This window comes from Mesorhizobium sp. M1088, from assembly GCF_040318575.1.
Taxonomy (GTDB): domain Bacteria; phylum Pseudomonadota; class Alphaproteobacteria; order Rhizobiales; family Rhizobiaceae; genus Mesorhizobium.
This window is the reverse complement of sequence record NZ_JAMYMO010000005.1, coordinates 56,944-74,186: the sequence shown is the minus strand read 5'-3', so window position 1 is coordinate 74,186 and position 17,243 is coordinate 56,944. Positions and strand designations below refer to the sequence as shown.

Genomic DNA, 17,243 nt, shown 5'->3' with positions numbered 1-17,243 from the left:
GATGCTCTTCAGCGCACCACGAGAAGCGACGGGCCGGACGGCATGTCACTGTTCGTGCTGACCTCGCCGGCATGGGCACGTTCCTTCAGCAGCACGGTGGCGAGGCCGGCAATGCCGAGCAGCCCCTGGACGTAAAGCAGGGCGGAAAGCACGGAAGCGGCGAATTTCGTTTTCATCCTGTTCGTTCCTCAAAATTGGAATTTACGGGCACTTCAGGGGAACCCCCGAAGCGCCCGCGCCGCCAGCGGAGCCCCCCGTTGCGGCGCGGGCCTTCGGTCCTCTCGGCTGCAAGTTGCCGGAGGCGCCGCGCATCCTCAACGGCCCTAAGCCGCCCCCGCCAGAGGGGCTTGAGCCGGTCGACGCGCAGGCTGGAAACTGTCCAGACCAATCCAGACCGTCGCGAAAACAGTGTTGGCTTCCGATCGTTCGTTGACCGCTGTTTTCGTTAGGTCAACTTTGCCTGTTCGCTGTATCCGGATCATGCCGCCGAGGCTGCGCTTTGTTGCAGCTCGGTTTCGGAGTCAGGTGAATTCCTATCAAACGAAAGACAATCGCGTATTCGCGCCGCGGTTTGGCCGATCCGCCTAGGCAAACACGCCACCGCCAAGACGACATTGTGCAACTGCAAGCTGCTTTGCACGGACCTTTTCTGTCAGGGGAAACAGGATCGAAACACAAACGAGCATCTAGCGAAATCGGCTTGAAACACGACGCCCCGATAAGCCGGTCATCGAATTGAGCCGGCCCCGACCGGCAGAATAGGGGAGACATCATGTACACTGCCATTTCCGCCAAGCTCATCAACATCGCCGCCGCCGTCATCACCGGTACTGCCTTGCTTGTCAGTGCCGGCAACGGCGCAGCCCACGCCGCCGATTTCTACCAGCTCGTCGAGGTCTTCGGCCCGGCCAACACCAGCATCGTCATCGTTAAATGAGCGATGCTTCTCGTCGCTCCCAGGCAAGGGCCGGATATTAGCGCAATCTAATCCGGCATTACCGGCATCAGCTTCGGATCCGGCTTTTCGGCGTGATGCGGCAGGTCCTTGCTGGCGACAAAGGTGTAGAACATCGGCACCACGAACAGCGTGAACATGGTTCCGACCAGGATGCCGGTGAAGATCACCAGGCCCATCGAATAGCGTGCCGCGGCACCAGCGCCGCTGGAGATGATCAGCGGCACCACGCCGAGCGCCATCGCCGCCGTCGTCATCAGGATCGGCCGCAGCCGCACCCTGGCCGACGCGATGATCGCATCGCGCCGCCGCATGCCGTGCATTTCACGCTGCTGGTTGGCGAACTCGACCAGAAGGATGCCGTGCTTGGTGATCAGGCCGATCAGCGTGATCAAGCCGACCTGGGTGTAGATGTTGAGCGTGCCAAGCCCGACATTAAGCGGCACGATCGCGCCGAAGATCGACAGCGGCACCGCCATCATGATGATCAGCGGATCGCGGAAACTTTCGAATTGCGCCGCCAGCACCAGATAGATGACGAGCACCGCCGCCGCGAAGGCGATGATGATCGTGTAGCCCTGTTCCTTCTCCTGCCGCGATTGACCGGTATAGTCGATGAAGAAGGTGTCGGGCAGGCTTTGCTTGGCAATGTCCTCGATCGCCTGTAGCCCATCCCCGGTGGTGATGCCGGGCCGCGGCAAGGCAGAGATCGTCGTCGAGTTGAGCTGGTTGAACTGCTCGATGGCGGCCGGCGACGCGTTGGTCGAGATCTTCACCACCGCCGAGAGCGGCACCATCTCGCCCGATACGCTGCGCACGAAATACTCGCCCAGTTTTTCAGGGTTGTCGCGAAAGCTCTGCGGCACCTGCGGGATGATGTCGTAGCTGTTGGATTCGCGGTCGAATTGCGCCACTTCGGCGCCACCGACCAGGAGCGTCAGCGTCCGGCCGATGTCGGCTATCGGCAGGTTGAGCGCGGCGGCGCGGTCGCGGTCGATCGTCACCGTCACTTGCGGCGCGTCGAAGGTCATCGAATTCTGCACGACGATGAAGCGGCCGGAGGCCTGCGCCTTGTTCTTGATGTCTTCGGCCGCCTCGTACACCTGCGAGGCGTCGCCGGTCGAGCGCACGACCATCGTTATCGGCAGGCCGCCGCCGGAGCCGGGCAGCGTCGGCGGCGCGAAGACGAAAGCTTCGACGCCCGCCACCTTGCTCAGGCGGCCCGTAATGTCTTGCTGGATTTCCTTCGAGTTGCGCGTGCGGTCAGCCCAGTCCTTGAACGCAAAGCCGACGAAAGCGCTGTTCGTCTGGCCACCACCGAAGGCGACCGCCGAGAACTGTGCCCGCGTCTCAGGCAGATCCTTGACCAGGCCGAGTATCTGATTGACGTAGGTTTCGGTATAGTCCGACGTCGCGTACCGCGGCGCGGTCACCAGCGAAAGCAGGAAACCCTGGTCCTCTTCCGGCGCCAGTTCGCTCGCGGTCTTGGTGAACATGAAACCGGTCGTGGCGACCAGCGCGAGGACGATCATCAGCGTCACCGGGCGATAGTTCAACGAACCGGTGACGAGCCGCTCATAGATGTGTTCGACGCGCCCGAACGTATTGTCGACAATGCGCTGGAAGCGGCTGTGCGAGCCGGACCTCAGGATACGTGCCGACATCATCGGTGTGATGGTGAGGGCGACGACACCCGAAAGCACCACCGAGCCGGCAAGCGTCACCGCGAATTCGCGAAATAGTGCGCCTGTCAGGCCGCCGGTGAAGGCCAGCGGCGCGAACACGGCGGCCAAAGTTATCGTCATGGCGACGACGGCGGACGAGATCTCGCGCATGCCGTTGAACGCCGCCTGCATCGGCGACAAGCCGTCTTCCTCCATGTGGCGGTGGATGTTTTCCACCACCACGATGGCATCGTCGACGACAAGTCCGATCGCCAGCACCATGGCCAGCAGCGACAAAAGATTGATCGAATAGCCCACCGAAAACAGCAGGAAACAGACGCCGATCAGCGACAGCGGAATGGTCACGATCGGCATCAGCACCGAGCGGAACGAGCCGAGGAAGAGCAGGATAACAACGATGACGATGGCGACCGCCTCGCCGATGGTCTTGAACACCTCCTCGATCGACGCACTGATCTGCTCGGTTGAATCGTAGACGATCTCCATCGTCATGCCGAGCGGCAGCGTCTCCTGGATGGTCGGCACAATCTTGTGGATTGCCGCCGCGGTGGTCAGCGGATTGGCGGCCGGCGTCGGAAAGATAGCGAGAAAGATGCCGGGCTTGCCGTTGAAGCTGACCCTGGTGTCGGTGTTCGCCGCGGCGAGTTCGACGCGGGCCACGTCGCGCAATCTCACCACATTGCCGTCCTTCGACCGGAGTGGAAGGGCGGCGAAAGCCTCCGGGGTCTGCAGCGTAGAGCGAACGGTGATCGAAGAAACCACATATTCGTTTTCGGTGTCGCCGGGCGCGGAAAGGAAATTCGATTCGTTGATGGCGGCCAGCACTTCCGCCGCGGTCACGCCGCGCGCCGCCAGTTTGATCGGGTCGATCCAGACCCGCATCGAATATTCGGCTGCGCCGAAGATCTGCACGTCGGCGACGCCTTCGACCGTCGAGATACGCGGCCGCACGACGCGCTCGATATATTCGGTGAGCTGTTCCGGCGTCATGTTCGGGTTCTGCATCGAGATGTACATCATCGCGAACTGCTGGCCGGTGCCCTTGACGATCACCGGGTCTTTGGTTTCGTCCGGTAGATCGCCGCGAACGCTCTGAACCTTCGACAAGACTTCGTTCAGCGCGACGTCGGGGTCGGAGCCGAGCTTCATCTGCACTGTCACGGTGCTGGAGGACGGCCGGCTCGACGACGTGACATAATCGATGTTTTCGGTCGAAGCGACGGCACGCGCGATCGGCGCGGAAATGAACCCCTGGATCAGGTCGGCACTGGCGCCGGGATAGGCCGTGGTGATGGTGATGGCCGTTTCTTCAACCTCTGGATACTGCCGGATCGAAAGGTTGAAGATTCCCTGAAAACCCAGAAGCAGGATCATGCAGGCAAGCACGGTCGAAAGGACCGGGCGGCGGATGAAGAGGTCGGAAAAGCTCATTGCTGGGCTGCCTGCTGGTTCCCTGGCTTGCTCGGATCGATCGTGTTGTCGACGGCAACGGACATTCCGTTGGAGAGCCGGTTCTGGCCGGCGGTAACGACTTCGTCGCCGGGCGCGATGCCCTCCAGAATCTCGACCAGGCCGGCGTTGCGGCGGCCTGGCTTGACGAACACCTGGGCTAGCACGAGCTGCGGCTTCTGTTTTTCCGCTGCCGGCTTGGCTTCCTCTGCCGGTTTGGCTGGGGTAGCAGCCGGCTTTTCGTCGGGTTTTGCCGCGGGTGCTTCGGCCGCGGGCTTGGCAGCATCTGCAGCCGGCTTTTCTTCCGGCTTTGCCTCGGGCGCCGCGCCGTTGGCTTCGGCGGATTTGGCCGGCCGCACCACGAAGACGAAGTCGCCGTACAGGCTGGAAGTCAGCGCTGTCTGCGGCAGCGCCAGCACGTCGTTCTCCTCGGGCAGTTCGACGCGCACCTGGACGAACTGGCCGGGCGTCAGCTTGCCTTCGGGATTGCCGACCTCCGCCCTCACGGTCACCAGCCGGCTGGTCGGGTCGATCTTCGGATCGATGCCGCGGATGCTGCCGGTGAACGGCATGTCGCCGCCGCCGACGCCCAACCGCACCGTCTGTCCGATCTTCAGCTGCGGAAGCTGCTGCTCCGGTACGGTGAAATCGACACGCATCGTATCCATGTCCTGCAAGGTCACCACGGCGGTGCCGGGTGTGAGATACTGGCCAAGGTCGATTTTCGGAATACCGACGGTACCCTTGAAAGGGGCCGTCAACTGCTTTTGGTCGAGCACCGCTTGCAGCTTGTTTACCTGCGCGGCGGAGACCGATGCTGCTGCCTGCGCCGTGTCGAGCGTAGCATCGGTGCCCACCCCGCGCTTCTGCAGCTCAAGCGCGCGCATCAGCGTGGTCTGGTCGGATGTGGCTTGCGCCTTCGATGCCACGAGGTCGGCTCGCTCGACTTCATCGTCGAGTTGCAGCAGCACGGCGTTGGCGGCGACCTTCTGATTGGCATGGAACAGGATGTCCTTGACGATGCCCGCGGTTTCGACCGTGAGGTCGACACCGCGTACGGCACTGACAGTGCCGATCGCCTCGATGCCGGGCGTCCAGGACATCGGTTTGACGATGACCGTCGACACCGTCGCGGCCGGCGGCTTCATGGTGGCGAAGAACTGTTTGATCGCATTGTCGCGAAACAGGTTGAAGCCGACGATGCCGCCGCACACCAGCACGAGCAGAATGAAGGCGATGATGAAGCGCTTGATCACGAACAGTCCCTCGGCCACGGCCCAGCATAACGGTCGGATGACCGGAACACATACCTGTGCCTGGTCCCAATTTCAAATGACGGCGATCTTACTGTACCGTCTGGACGGTCTTGTCAATTCCGCCTAAGCTAATGAATGGGGAACGCTTGATGAAGGCCCGCAGAGCAAATTCGCGCGAGAAGATCCTCGCCGCCGCCGCCGCCGTGGCGCGCGAGACGGGTCCTGGCAGCCTGTCGCTGGATGCGGTCGCCAGCCGTGCCGGCGTGTCGAAGGGCGGTCTTCTCTACAATTTCCCGACCAAGGCGAAATTGATGCAGGCGCTGGTGGAGGATTACCTGCGCGCCTTCGAGCAGGCCCTGGAGTCCGCCCGCACGGCCGGCGTCAACGGCGAAAGCCCGCTTGCAACTTACATCAAGCTGTCGGCCGAGCATGCCGAGGAATCGAAACCGTCGGCATCCTGGATATTTTCGGCGATTGCCGAGGATCCCGATTTCCTGACGCCGATAAAATCGTTCAGGCGGCAGCTATTCGAGCGGCTGAAGCAGGAGACGCCGAACCTCAAGGCGCTGCTGGTCTGCTATCTCGCCATCGAAGGGCTGCGCAGCATGAACCTGTTCGATTCGGACATTCTCTCCCCCGAAGAGCGCCGGCTGCTGATATCGACCCTGCTGGACATCGCGGAATAGTCGAACCGCCAATCTGCGGTTCTGAACCCGATTAATGGCGGCGTTCGTTCACCTGTGTCAAAATACGGGCTGGCACGTCGAAACCACGCCATCCCGCTTTCCGAAAATCGGTTCCGATTTTCGGGCCGATGCGCTAGAGCCTTTCGGGATTGAACCGAGCTGCCTTCAACCCGGAAAGGCTCCCACAGCTGCCCATGCCCCATCTTCCCGAGCATCTTCTCACCGGCTACCGCAGTTTCATGAGCGGCCGCTATCTCACCGAAAGCGGCCGTTATCGCTCGCTGGCGCGGGAGGGCCAGGCACCGGAAACGATGATCGTCGCCTGCTGCGATTCGCGGGCCGCGCCCGAAGCGATCTTCGATGCCGGGCCGGGCGAGCTGTTCGTGCTGCGCAATGTCGGCAATCTGGTGCCGCCCTATGCGCCAGACGATCAGTTCCACTCGACATCGGCGGCGCTCGAATTTGCGGTGCAGAGCCTCAAGGTCAAGAACATCGTGGTGATGGGCCACGGCCGCTGCGGCGGCATCCGCGCGGCACTCGACACCACGGCCGCACCCTTGTCGCCGGGCGATTTCATCGGCAAGTGGATGAGCCTGATCGCGCCCGCGGCCGAGACCGTATCGTCCAGCACCTTCATGACCGCGACCGAGCGCCAGACGGCGCTGGAGCGCATCTCGATCCGGTATTCCATCGCCAATCTGCGTACCTTCCCTTGTGTTTCGATCCTCGAAGGCAAGGGGCGACTGTCGCTGCACGGTGCCTGGTTCGATATTTCGACCGGCGAGCTTTGGGTGATGAACAAGGAAACCGGCGATTTCGAGCGGCCGGAGACGGAGTAGGAGACGAGGCATGGTGCGAGCTCGGATCGCGTTCGCGGCGGCGGCACTGCTGTGCCCGATAACTGTCGCCCGCGCCGATGATAGCGCGATCATCGACCGCTGGTATTCGGCACTGCTGATCGCCGACCGCACCGAATTGTCGGACCTGCTCGCCGACAACGTCCGCATCAAGCTCGACGACCTCGGCGTCGTGCAAAGCAAGCAGGAATTCATCGCCTCGATCGCCGAGTGGCAGGGCGCCGTCGCCGGGGCCGAAATCCGCCACCGGATCGAGAAGACGGAGGGCGGCGTCACCACTGTGATCGCCTGCTATGATTTTCCCAGCAACGACATGCTGATGCAGGAGACCTTTGCAGTCGCCAACGACCAGATCACCGCCAGTTCGCAAGCCGCGATCGCCGAAAACTGCGACGGCTACTGACGAAATTTGGTCTTGAGCTTCTCGGGGGATAGGCGCTGGAATTGCCGGCGTCAATTCGGACCTGTCCACGTCACGTGGTTACGCAGGTGGGAACGCCAATGCGACAAGCCATGCGGTCAATCCACTCACAACGACGGTCGCGCCCTGCAAAAGTGCACTATTATCGGAATTCGAAATCTTATGTGTTGGAGGGCAATGATGGGCAAGCAATTCAATCTTTTCCTGTCGCACAGAGATGAAATCGTTTTCAACCATGCCTTGTCCAAGGGTGTTGAGAATATAGTATTCGTCAAGCCGTCCATCGAAGATGGCGATACCCCCATTTTTTGGGAGCCCATCCGAGAAGAAGAACGGTCTTTTAAAAACAGAAGAGTTCTGATATCGTCAAAGGATTTTTTAAACAACATAGTCCTTGAGTGTGACGCTGAAAATAAATGTTTGCAAGTTAGTTCAAGATTATCTCCGGTAATTGAATATGATATAAATCTGTGGCGCGGCGATGTAATGTTGCCTGGCAGAATGTACTATAATTTAGACTGGGCGGAAGGCGATGTGAGGAAAGCATACGACGCATACTTTAGTCGTGTTTTCAAGTTGTCTAAATCTAACCTAAATAAAATTAGAAATAGTCACGGAAGCGTCATCTATCTCGGAAACGAAATGATGCCTGAATTTTACAACGAGACCATGGATTTTAGATTATTATAGATGGGAGTTACCGTTACAGTGCACTTTTTGCTGCACTGCGCGCGAGTGGGCATCCTGGTTCGCATACGAGTCGTGGGCACGCATCGGCGTTAACCAGGCGTGCTGTTGCGCGCAACGGGCCGGCGCCTTACATCGGTGACGATCCGCTTCTCCCGCCCACCCAGCGAAAGTTTGCCCATGCCGTCCACCGTCGACCTCGCCGCCCATCCGCTGACCGCATGGCAAGGGCCGCTCGGCCTGCCCGATTTCACGCGCATCGGCGACGGCGATTTTTCTCCGGTCTTCGACGCGGCCCTGAAGGCGCATGAGGCCGAGATCGAGGCGATTGCCGGCAACACCGGGACGCCGACGATCGAAAACACGCTTGCCTCGCTCGAGCTTGCCGGCGAGGCGCTCGACCATGTCTCCTCGATCTTCTGGTGCCGCGCCGGCGCCCACACCAATGAGGCGATCCAGGCGCTGGAGCGCGACATCTCTCCAAAAATGTCGCGGCATTACTCGGCGATTTCGATGAATGAGCGACTGTTTGCCCGCATCGACGATCTCTATCAGCGCCGCGAGGCTTTGAAGCTCGATGCCGAAACGCTGCGGGTTTTGGAAAGGACCTGGAAAAACTTCGTCCGCTCCGGCGCCAGGCTCGACGCCGAAGGCAAGAAGCGGCTTGCATCGATCAACGAGGAATTGTCGTCGCTCGGCACCAATTTCGGCCAGAACGTGCTTGCCGACGAGCGCGACTGGGCGTTGTTCCTCGACGAGGCCGACCTGGCCGGCCTGCCGGAATTCTTGAAAAGCTCGATGGCGGAAGCCGCCGAGATGCGCGGCCAGAAGGGCCGCTACGCCGTCACTTTGTCGCGTTCGATCTACGAGCCGTTCTCGACCTTCTCAGAACGCCGCGACCTGCGCGAGACGGCGTTCCGCGCCTTCATCATGCGTGGTCAGAATGGCGGCGCTACCGACAACACGGAAGTGGTGCGCGACATGCTGCGCCTGCGCGCCGAGAAGGCGAAGCTGCTCGGCTACGCTTCCTACGCCGCGTTGAAGCTCGACGACACCATGGCCAAGGCGCCGGAGGCGGTGCACGCGCTGCTCGATCCGGTCTGGGAAAAGGCGGTGGAAAAGGCCGCAAGCGACCAGGCCGAATTGCAGCGGCTGGCGGTCGAGGCCGGCAGCAACGAGAAATTCGCTGCCTGGGACTGGCGCTTCTATCAGGAGAAGCTGCGCGCAGAGAAATTCGCCTTCGACGAGGCCGAGCTGAAGCCGTATCTGCAGCTAGACCGCATCATCGACGCCTGTTTCGACGTGGCAACACGATTGTTCGGCATTTCTTTCGAAGAAAAGAAGGGCATTGCCACCTGGCATCCGGACGCTCGCGTTTTCGTCGTGAAGAATGCCGACGGCAGCGAGCGCGGCCTGTTCCTCGCCGATTATTTCGCGCGACCCTCGAAGCGCTCCGGCGCATGGATGAGCGCGCTGAAATCCGGCTACAAGCTTGGTCCTGGCTCCAAGCCGGTCATCTACAACATCATGAATTTCGCCAAGCCGCCGGCCGGCGAGGCAGCCTTGCTGTCGGTCGACGAGGCCAAGACCCTGTTCCACGAATTCGGTCACGCGCTGCACGGCATGCTGACCGACGTCACCTGGCCGTCGGTCGCGGGCACGTCGGTCAGCCGCGATTTCGTCGAGCTGCCCTCGCAGCTCTACGAACACTGGCTGACGGTGCCGGCGGTACTGGAAAAGCATGCGCTGCATGTCAAGACCGGCAAGCCGATGCCAAAGGCGCTGGTCGACAAGATGCTGGCGGCGCGCACCTTCGGCGCCGGCTTCGCCACGGTCGAGTTCACCGCCTCGGCCTTGGTCGACATGGCCTACCATGCGCGGTCGGATGCGGCGCAGGAGCCGCTTCGTCTCGAAGCCGAAACGCTCGAAAAACTCAGCATGCCTGATACCATCGCCATGCGTCACCGCACCCCGCATTTCGGCCATATCTTCGCCGGCGATGGCTATTCTGCCGGCTATTACTCCTACATGTGGTCGGAAGTGCTCGACGCCGACGCGTTCGCGGCCTTCGAGGAAACAGGCGATCCCTTCAATCCGGCGCTGGCCGAGCGGCTGCGCAAGAACATCTACGCCGCCGGCGGCTCGAAGGACCCGGAAGAACTCTACACCGCCTTCCGCGGCAAGATGCCTTCCCCGGAAGCGATGATGGCCAAGCGCGGGCTGGTGTGATGCATGCCCGCTCTTGTCACCGTTCTCTTTCCATCCTGATTGATGTCGGCTGTCATGGCGTCGGGTTGCGCACCGCCTGATCCGGTTTCCGCCGATCCCGCTCGGCCCCGTTGCCCGTTCGCGTCGTTGAGGTGACTGCACTTAATGCGGTCTCCATCGTTCCGGCCGAAGGAGCCGCGTTCATGGCGGCGCTACGGGCTGTGCGGGGGTAGGCAACGACAGCTTGCCCGCTATGCTGATCGGCCGCTGCCGCATCCGGACCGCGCCTTGCGACGACTACTAGTGGCTCTGCACAGGGATTATGACTCGTTGGCGGTGGGCTTTGGATAGGATAGGCTTTGGCCAATTTGAGGCGGGCCTGTTCGGTCGAGAACATCCCGTTGATGCGGGCGCCGCTGGCGCCTCGCTGGTTTTCCCAAGCGGCGATCTCGGCAAACAGGCTGTCGCGACTTTCGATGCTGCGGTCGAGGCACTGGCTGCGCAGGATGCCGATCTCGATCTCGACCATGTTGAGCCGGCTCACGTGTTTGGACGTGTCATGGAACTCCAGCCGTCGCAGGATGCGTCGCGCCTCTGACGCCGGCAGGGCCTGATAGAGCGCGGCGTGTGGGTCGGCAGACTAACGAGCACCACCCTGACGCGGTCGGCCTCGGGGTAATGAATATCGAGGAGGTCGCGCATGCAGTGGCAAAGTCTTGTGCTGCGCGCTCGGTGACCTTGACCTTATGCAAGGTGGGTGTCACCGCGCCTTCTGTCCATAAGATGGTGCTCATCCTCGAGCGGGCCGGATTGATCCGCAGGCGACCCGGCCTCGCGCGCAGCATTGAACTGCTCGTCGAACCCAATATCCTACCCACGCTACAACCCATCGAACCCGCCGAATCCTCTGTGCAGAGGTACTAGACGGAATGCTGTGATATCAGGAGCACCCACTGCCAATGACCGAACAGGAAATGATTATCAACGCGTTGGGTGTGGCTCCCAGTGTTGACGTCGCGCTGGAAGCACGCCGGCGTATCGACTTTCTCGGCACGTATCTGCGTGCATCGGGGCTCAGCACCTATGTGCTGGGGATCAGCGGCGGCGTGGATTCACTCGCCGCGGCCCTTCTGGCTCAACGGGCCGTCGAGGAACTGCGAACGGCTGGATACGACGCCAAATTCCTGGCCGTTCGGCTCCCGTATGGCAACCAGGCCGACGAGAGCGACGCCCAGCGGGCTTTGGACACCATAGGGGCGGACGAAGTGCATCGGGTCGACATCAAGCCCGCTGCCGACGCAATGCTGGATTCGATCAAGCGGGCTGGTGTCGAGTTCGGCGACGCCGGCCGCGAGGATTTCTTGCTTGGCAACATCAAGGCGCGTCAGCGCATGATTGCCCAGTTCGCGCTCGCCGGTGCCAGCCGAGGACTGGTCATCGGCACCGACCATGCGGCCGAGGCACTGATGGGCTTCTTCACCAAGTTCGGCGACGGCGCCGCCGATATCCTTCCTCTTTCGGGGCTAAACAAACGCAGGGTGCGAGCCGTGGCCGCGCATCTGGGCGCTCCGCCCGAACTCGTCGACAAGATCCCGACCGCCGACCTGGAGAACCTTGTCCCGCTTCGTCCTGACGAGGATGCATATGGCGTCACGTATGAACAAATCGACGATTTCCTCGAAGGCAAGGAAATCGACGAGGCCGCGCGAACGCGGATTCTTCATGTACATTCCAGCACGGCACATAAGCGCGCGCTTCCGGTGACAGCGATTGCGCTAACACTCTCGCCATGACGGCACGGGCAAACAGTTCCATGATTCCGCTTCGTGGCCAGCGCCTCGTGGAGATTGCTTCCGCCATTTGGCAACCGCGAGTCTCGCGCGACATCTGTTCGTGCTCGGTCAGCTCCAAGCGGGCCCAGATCCTGCTCGCTGCCAATGCCGGCCTGGGCGACGAGGCCATCGCCGCCACGGTGGTGGTCGGCGGCTCCACGGTCTACCGCACCAAGCGCTTCGTGGAGATAGGCCTGGAGGCGGCGCTCAGCGGATTGATCCGCAGGCAATCCGGCCTCGCGCGCAATATCGAACTGCTCGTCGAACCCGAAAGCCTACCCAGAGCCCAGCTAACCCATCAAATCCTCTGTGCAGAGGTACCAGGGCAATAAAACTCTCTGTCGCGAAGTGGCAGCCCCGCCAATGGAAGGCGGGGCTGGTAAGTTTGATTGTCTCGGCGAAGGTTTTTGCCGAGGCGATTGGCCTAGGCAGGCACAAAGCCAAAATAGGCTTTGTAGGAAGCCCCCTCGCCGGAAATCAGGGGCGTTTCCACTTTGAACCCAATCCCGCTGAAGGTGGTATTGTTCGTACGTGCCGCGAGCAACACCATCTGTTTTGCGGAGATGGTTACTGTCGCGCTCCCGATCCTGTCATCGCCCCAATCGAAGAGATCGCTGATGGCGCCGCCGATCGATGGCATCAAGGATCCCAGGGCCGGGCCGGCTATCGCGGCAATGATAGGTCCTGCCACCGGAATGAGGCCCAAAGCGAGCGTGCCCGCCGTATGGACGCCCATGACGATCTTCTGCACCTCGTCCTTGTATTTGTTGGGGTCGCCAAAATCGTTTTCCATCAGCACCGTGCCGATATTGATGCCGTAAGGCTTGCCTCGATAGATTTCCATAAGGTCGGGTCTTGTATCTCCGGCATCGACGTCGCCATAGACCTGGCTGCGCCTAGTGTCGGCGATCTGCGGCGTTGTCACGCTGACGATGACATAGGGTTCGTCCGCACTCGATCCCTGATCCCAGTCGGTCTCGCCGAAGCAATGGAGGCCGGTATAGTGGACGACGACATCTCGAAGGTCGATCGCGCCGGTGTCGGGCCACCAGTATATGCCGCCGTTTTCAAACAGATTGGCCCGGCCACCATCGGCAAATTCGGTCTCGTCGGTCGTGGGATATCCCAGATATGACTGTTCCCAGCCCAGGCTCTCCCACTTCTTGCGGATGTCACCGTACACCACGTTGGCTCCTGTGTTCGGTGTCCAGTAGATCGAGCCGGCATTGGCAAAATGGTTGTAGCGCCCGACGCCGTCGGGAGTTCCGGTTTCGTCGGTGACCGGATAGCCGAGAACCGAGCGCTCCCAGCCCATTGCTGCCCATTTGCCGCGAATTGCCCCCCAAATCGCTTGAGCACCGGTATTCGGTGTCCAGTAGATCGAAGCGGTATTGTTGTTGAAGTGATTGTATCGGCCGACGCCGTCGGGAGTTCCGGTTTCGTCGGTGCAGGGAATGCCCCACGCGAGACCGCCAAGCGCAATCCACTTCCTGTAGATTTCGCCATGGATCTCAAAGGCGTCGTGCATGGCATCGTTGTAACAAATGCATGAGCCGTTCTTGAGATACCAGGCTTTTCCAGTGTCCTTCCTGTCGATCTCGGCGAAGCCGGCGCCTCCAAGGGAGTTGTACTTTTGCTGTATGACAGCTTCGGGCGAGAGGAGCGACCAAGGCCCGATCCTGAGCTGGTCGGAAAGTCTTGTGGCTCCAGCCCGGATGGTGCCGGCACGCACTCTCGAAGTTGCTCTGGCAGTATACGGCATGACCTTTTCCTTCCTGTGAGTGTTGGTATCGGGGGCTTCAGGCCTCCGGCGATCGGTTTTGATCGACGAGCCGAGGTTCCCAGACCGCGACTTACGGACGGCTTACAGAGTTCCGAGCTGCGCCAGAGCAATTCCAGGAAAAGTGTGGAACGGTTTTCCGTCCGGAATTGCGCAAAAATAAAGAGATAGAGCGGTTCGGCGTTTCGGTGAAAGGATGACCGGTCTAGAGAAGCGGGCGCACGAGCGAACGCAGCAAAGGCGAGGGCTCGTCATCGCCGGTCGAAGCGAGCGCGCGTTCATAGCGCCGGTAATCCTCGATGGCGCCGGCATGGTCGTTTCTGGAGAGGCTCTCCTGGATGAGCGTGCCATGGAGTTTGGCCGATTCCGGGTAGAAATCGAGCGCACGCCGGCACGCTTGGCGTGCCCGATCCGCGTTGCCTTGGCTCTGCCAGTGTTTGGCGACCCGCACGGCAAGCTCGACCAACCCGTCCCGCACCCGGTCGGCCGCGGCGTTCGACCAGGCGGGCGTCGGGCCATTCGAGAAAAGCGGGCCGACAAAGCCTTCCAGCAGTTTCTCCTGCTCCTCGATTGCGCTGTCTCTTTGGCCCGACAGAACGGGTTTCAGCCGGTCTTCCCAATCCTGCAGATCGATCCAGACCTTGTCGGCAGCGAGCCGCAAACGGCCCTCTCTCAGCGTTACGAGCTCGCCTTGCCCGAGCAATTTGCGCAGACGATGCAGCGCCTGCTCCAAGGCCGCTTTGGCCTGGTCGCCGTCGAGGTCGGGCCAGAGCCAATCCTGCAGGGTTTCCACCGAACAGACCTGATCCCTCGACAGGCAGATAATGCGCAATATGTCGAGAGCGCGGGTAGGTTTGGCACCGGGCGCGACCTCGGCACCATCGATCTCGAGGCGGAAGCCTCCCATCAAGTGGATCCTGAGCGGCCAAGGCCACTGGACGGGTCGGCCAGCGGGCGGGACCAGATATCGCGCCCGAACGACGCGGCGGCAGAGATCGATGTCGATCTTTCGCTCCAGCGCATCGGCGACCAGATCGGCCAATAGGTCCGGCAGGTTGAGCAGGATTGCGGAGGGGTTGACCTGGCGCAACGCCTCCATGAACTCAGCCAGACGACTGCCATAGGACGCGCCGCCGTTCCACTTCTGCTCCAGGGCATGAGCGGCCAGAATGTTGAGTTCGACGCGCTGGCGAGGGCCGCCGCTCAGCCTTTCGACGATCTCCTGGAGTAGCGCAATGGCCTCCGCTGGACGCCGATCGGCCAGCAGGACCTGGTATTTGGTGACGTAATGCGGCCAGCGTTCGATCATCGGCTCATTCGCCCGCTCGATCGCATCCATGAACGCATCGCAGTCGAGATAAGCCTTGACGAAGTCGCCGTTGCGCGTGTGCATCGCCGCGTGGCAGTCGGCGACTACAGCGACCTGGGTTGTGAACCTGCTGTCCGCGATCTCGCCCAGCCGGGAGACGAGCGCATTGAATTCCGAGAACCTGTTGTGAAGCTTCATCAGCAATTGAAGCTGATAGAGGGCGCTGAACTCGACGCCCCGTAAGGCGTGCTGCTCGCCTATCGCCGTTGCGCGTCGCAACGCATCCTCGGCCGAGGTATAGACAAAACCGCGCCGCGAATAGGGGAAGTAGCGGCCGCTGGCCGAGCCAAAGGACACCAGCCACATGCCGAGCACCAGCGGCGGGATATCCGGATGTTCGAGATCGGCGGCAACGCTGTCCACGGCATTGGCAAAAATGTCGCGCTGCCCCGACGAGGTCGCGTAGTCGATGAGCGCTTCGCTTGCCAGCAGGCGCAACTCGACCGAATCCTCGATCGGCAGATGTGTCAGGCGCTGCTGGATATCATTCACGAGGCGCTTCGCGTCATGGGCGTCGAATTCGCCAGGTTCGGCGAAATCGACGGCCCGCAGGATGCCGAGCCTGACCATCATCAGTTCCTCCGGATCCAACTCCGGCAATCCCCTGGCAAGAACCTGTGAGGCTCGGCGCGTCCAATCCGCCAGCCCCTCATGCGTACGCCAGCTGGCGGTCTTGATTACGACCGCCCGCGCCACCGTCAGACATTGGCCGCGCATGTCGGTGTTCTCGAATGCTTGCCATGCCTTGGAGAAGTGCGGTTCGGCCTTCGCATCGTCCGATGCGAAGGCGACGCCCAGCCAATAATGGACCCACCCGTCCATCTGGTCGGGGGGCAGCCTGTTGCACCATTCGACGAAGCTGGCCCTGCGCCCTTGCGTGAGAACGCCGTTAGCGCACTCCAGAATGAGCTGGCGTGCCAGCGGCCAGGCGCCCGCCTGCAACGCCAGCACGATTGCCGCGTCGGTTTTGTCTGCCTCGTGCAGGACCTTTGCTGCCTGCTCGCGCAGCCTGGAACGGTCCGCTTCCGTCACGCGCCGGTCCAGTAGGCCGGCAAGGTATTCGCGCAACAAGTCATGCAGCTGGAAGGCGGCGCCGCCCGGACCGTCGCGCGTGATCAGCAGCTGGCGATGCTGCAGCCGCACCAGCAGGCGAGCAGCCTGCGGCGAGCCCAGGAACGCATCGGCAAGCTCCGTGCTGATCTCCGGCAGAACGTTGAGCCTGATAAGCAGATCCTGGTCCTCCGGCGCGATGTCGCGCAGGAAATAACGTCCGACAATCTCCCGAAGGCCGGCGCCCCCGGCAAGGCCGGTCTGCGAAAGCGGGTAGTACATTCCGGCGTTGGCCAGCAGGAGAAGGCCCACCGCCCAGCCGCGCGCCTCCGAAATGTCGCCGACCTCGGACGGCGATTGCGAGCGGGCGGTGACGAGGTTGCGAGCCTCCCCAGGCGAAAACTCCAGCAGCGTTTGGTTGAGCACCGGCAACTGTCCCGACAGCACGAGGTCGGCGACGTCGCCCTCAGGCAGCATCCGCGATGTGCAGATGCAGCGGACAGTGTTGGGGCGTTCGCGCAACAGGATCGCCAGCGTCCGGCGAAAGCCTGGCGCATCGGCACGATGCAGATCGTCGAGGACCAGGATCGTGCCCGGATCAAGCCGCGAGAAATAGGTGCGGAAGAACAGCCGCGCGAAATCGTCGGAATTGTCGGCATATTCCGGACCAAAGACCGGCATGCCGGCATGCCTGCCGTCGAGCGACAGCGTCAGATAGTGGAAAAGGCGCGCAACGTCCTGGTCCTCGGTGTCGACCCGATACCAGTTGTACGCCGACTCGCCTTGCTTCAGCCCGCCTTGTTCCCGCCCGCCGTGTTCCAGAAAGTCGATCACCGCGGTGGTCTTGCCGTATCCACCAGGCGCCGCCAGCCAGCATGCACCGCTGTCGAGGGCCTGCGAAAGCAGCGCCACTACGCGCGGACGGCTGACAATTCCCACTGGCCGGGGTGCCGAGAGCTTTGCTATCTCGCGCGGCGCGTCCCGGAAGTATTTATCCATTGTGAGGAC

The 17,243-nt window shown here is 61.6% G+C and carries 12 protein-coding genes and 2 pseudogenes; 8 read left to right on the top strand and 6 right to left on the bottom strand.

All coding sequences use genetic code 11. The annotated features are described in order from the left end of the window. Nucleotides 1-8: 8 nt before the first annotated feature. Complete coding sequence (locus tag NKH49_RS08435) at nt 9-176, bottom strand: hypothetical protein (protein WP_023721318.1); 168 nt, start codon at nt 174-176, stop codon at nt 9-11. Between the two features lie 596 nt (nt 177-772). Here NKH49_RS08435 and NKH49_RS08430 point away from each other — a divergent pair. Beyond that, on the top strand, nt 773-937 hold the full coding sequence (locus NKH49_RS08430) for a hypothetical protein (RefSeq protein WP_352613221.1): 165 nt from the start codon (nt 773-775) through the stop codon (nt 935-937). A 47-nt stretch (nt 938-984) separates the two neighbouring features. On the opposite strand, the gene NKH49_RS08425 is transcribed toward NKH49_RS08430, so the two are convergent. Further along, complete coding sequence (locus NKH49_RS08425) at nt 985-4,071, bottom strand: efflux RND transporter permease subunit (RefSeq protein ID WP_352925909.1); 3,087 nt, start codon at nt 4,069-4,071, stop codon at nt 985-987. Continuing rightward, on the bottom strand, nt 4,068-5,345 hold the full coding sequence (locus tag NKH49_RS08420; RefSeq protein ID WP_502895634.1) for an efflux RND transporter periplasmic adaptor subunit: 1,278 nt from the start codon (nt 5,343-5,345) through the stop codon (nt 4,068-4,070). Before NKH49_RS08420 ends, NKH49_RS08425 begins: the two co-directional genes overlap by 4 nt. Before the next feature lie 149 nt (nt 5,346-5,494). Between NKH49_RS08420 and NKH49_RS08415 the strand changes: the two genes are divergently transcribed. From NKH49_RS08415 to NKH49_RS08395, 5 genes are all read left to right on the top strand, one after another. After that, nucleotides 5,495-6,031, top strand: a complete 537-nt coding sequence (locus tag NKH49_RS08415) for a TetR/AcrR family transcriptional regulator (protein ID WP_352540889.1) — start codon at nt 5,495-5,497, stop codon at nt 6,029-6,031. Nucleotides 6,032-6,225: 194 nt separating this feature from the next. Then, complete coding sequence (locus tag NKH49_RS08410) at nt 6,226-6,870, top strand: carbonic anhydrase (protein ID WP_352451260.1); 645 nt, start codon at nt 6,226-6,228, stop codon at nt 6,868-6,870. A 10-nt stretch (nt 6,871-6,880) separates the two neighbouring features. Beyond that, a complete protein-coding gene (locus NKH49_RS08405; RefSeq protein ID WP_352470724.1) occupies nt 6,881-7,291 on the top strand; it encodes a nuclear transport factor 2 family protein in 411 nt (136 codons plus the stop codon). Nucleotides 7,292-7,489: 198 nt separating this feature from the next. Further along, on the top strand, nt 7,490-7,999 hold the full coding sequence (locus NKH49_RS08400) for a hypothetical protein (protein ID WP_352613217.1): 510 nt from the start codon (nt 7,490-7,492) through the stop codon (nt 7,997-7,999). Between the two features lie 171 nt (nt 8,000-8,170). Then, nucleotides 8,171-10,225 (top strand): M3 family metallopeptidase, encoded by a 2,055-nt coding sequence (locus tag NKH49_RS08395; protein ID WP_352613544.1) that lies wholly within the window; start codon nt 8,171-8,173, stop codon nt 10,223-10,225. 328 nt (nt 10,226-10,553) lie between these two features. Here the strand turns inward: NKH49_RS08395 and NKH49_RS08390 are convergent. Further along, nucleotides 10,554-10,950: pseudogene (locus tag NKH49_RS08390) on the bottom strand (transposase); the annotation flags it as partial. A 213-nt stretch (nt 10,951-11,163) separates the two neighbouring features. On the opposite strand from NKH49_RS08390, the gene nadE reads away from it, so the two are divergent. Beyond that, a complete protein-coding gene (nadE, locus tag NKH49_RS08385; protein WP_352613215.1) occupies nt 11,164-11,997 on the top strand; it encodes an NAD(+) synthase in 834 nt (277 codons plus the stop codon). Between the two features lie 116 nt (nt 11,998-12,113). Further along, nucleotides 12,114-12,248: pseudogene (locus tag NKH49_RS08380) on the top strand (IS630 family transposase); the annotation flags it as partial. A gap of 212 nt (nt 12,249-12,460) precedes the next feature. Here NKH49_RS08380 and NKH49_RS08375 read toward each other — a convergent pair. Together NKH49_RS08375 and NKH49_RS08370 are read right to left on the bottom strand one after the other, a co-directional pair. Next, entirely contained in the window at nt 12,461-13,798 is a 1,338-nt protein-coding gene (locus tag NKH49_RS08375; protein ID WP_352451262.1) for an LGFP repeat-containing protein, read from the bottom strand. Between the two features lie 223 nt (nt 13,799-14,021). Then, complete coding sequence (locus tag NKH49_RS08370; RefSeq protein ID WP_352613212.1) at nt 14,022-17,234, bottom strand: AfsR/SARP family transcriptional regulator; 3,213 nt, start codon at nt 17,232-17,234, stop codon at nt 14,022-14,024. Nucleotides 17,235-17,243 lie beyond the last annotated feature (9 nt).